A 1,329-nucleotide genomic window follows, 5' to 3' on the forward strand; every position below is an offset into this window, starting at 1 on the left:
ACCCAGTTGTAGATGGTCTTTTGTTCCACTTTGAGTATCTTGGACACATCTATGATATCCAAATATTCGGGTTTCAATGGTGGATGGACAGACGTATCGACGGATTGTTCTTGCAGGACAAGCAGACGGTCGAGTTTGTCCTCTACATTCATGAGCTTATCGAACAGGCGTTTTTGCCAAGTGTCTTCTGCATTATAGTTTATGTACGGCATAATTCTCCTTTTTGATAGTTGCCATTGATATCCTGTGCCAAGATATGCTGTTCTTTCATGTAGGCGATGTACTTCTTTGCGGTTCTATCCTTAATTTCCATTTCTCGCATCAGAACATCACAAAGTTCCTGATAGGTGAGCTTGAAAGAATTTCGGAAGGCTTCTCTTATAACGCCAACGAGTTCATCGGTCTTGCGCTTTTCCTTGTCCTCTTTGGACTTCTCACCACGATAGACGTGCATGTCCTCAGCCTTATCCCATCCGAAAAGCATCATCGGTACGTCCAACGGGCTTCCGTCACGGACTTTCAGAGCTTTCACCACCGAGTATTCAGGATTATCATCTTTCTCTATGGAGAGAATGCCTGCCGCCTTGCGTTGAAGTTCTGAGCCGATATGCCCACGGAGTTTGATTCCATTCGGTACGAAGTGTAGCACGCAGATGATACAGGTATTATAAATCCCTGCCAAGCGATAAAGCTCGTCCACAATGGCAATACTTTCCGTTTCATCGTTGGCAGAACGTATCAAGTCGGCTATTCCGTCAATTACCACAAGATGGATACCTCCATGCCTGTGATGAAACAAATCCATACTCTCACGGATAAGTTTCAGCCTGTCCTTGCGGGACAGAGAGGCAAGGTACAGGGAATGGCAAAACTCAGGTACTGCCGTCAAAGAAGCCCTACGCAGTGTCTTACCCAAGTTCTTGTGCAGTTGTGCCTCGGACTGTTCCGTGTCATAGTGCAGGACTGCCAAGCCTTTGGGATTGGCGGTAATCTCCAATCCCAAGGTATTTTCTATCGGCAATCGTTTTTCTCCCAACGCTCCAGCAAGGATGGCACCCACATAGTTACTCTTGCCTGTCCCCTCACCTCCGGTAATGCAGAACAGGTTATCCTGTGTGCCGAGTGGCACACCGTTTACTGCTACTACTGATTTGGAAATGTCCGGTGGATTCTCATAATCAATCTCACAGGAACGTAACATCATCATGGTTTGGCTATATAGATCTGAGAACATCTTGGCAAGCAGCTCTTTCAGTTCCTTTGCCCCGTTGCCTAAGGCAAAGAAATCAGAAATGTCTTTTTCAGACTTCGTACCACTTAGCGGAAGTG

Annotated in this window: 2 protein-coding genes; both read right to left on the bottom strand. The window is 46.3% G+C overall.

The window, feature by feature from the left end:
- A partial coding sequence (locus HMPREF9304_RS11860) for a hypothetical protein (protein ID WP_036929460.1) occupies positions 1-212 on the bottom strand: 212 nt, incomplete at its 3' end.
- Positions 200-1,329 (bottom strand): AAA family ATPase (locus tag HMPREF9304_RS11865; RefSeq protein ID WP_036929466.1); only part of this gene is annotated, 1,130 nt, incomplete at its 5' end. The genes HMPREF9304_RS11865 and HMPREF9304_RS11860, both read right to left, overlap by 13 nt.

The organism is Hoylesella timonensis S9-PR14, from assembly GCF_000762405.1.
GTDB classification, from domain to species: domain Bacteria; phylum Bacteroidota; class Bacteroidia; order Bacteroidales; family Bacteroidaceae; genus Prevotella; species Prevotella timonensis_A.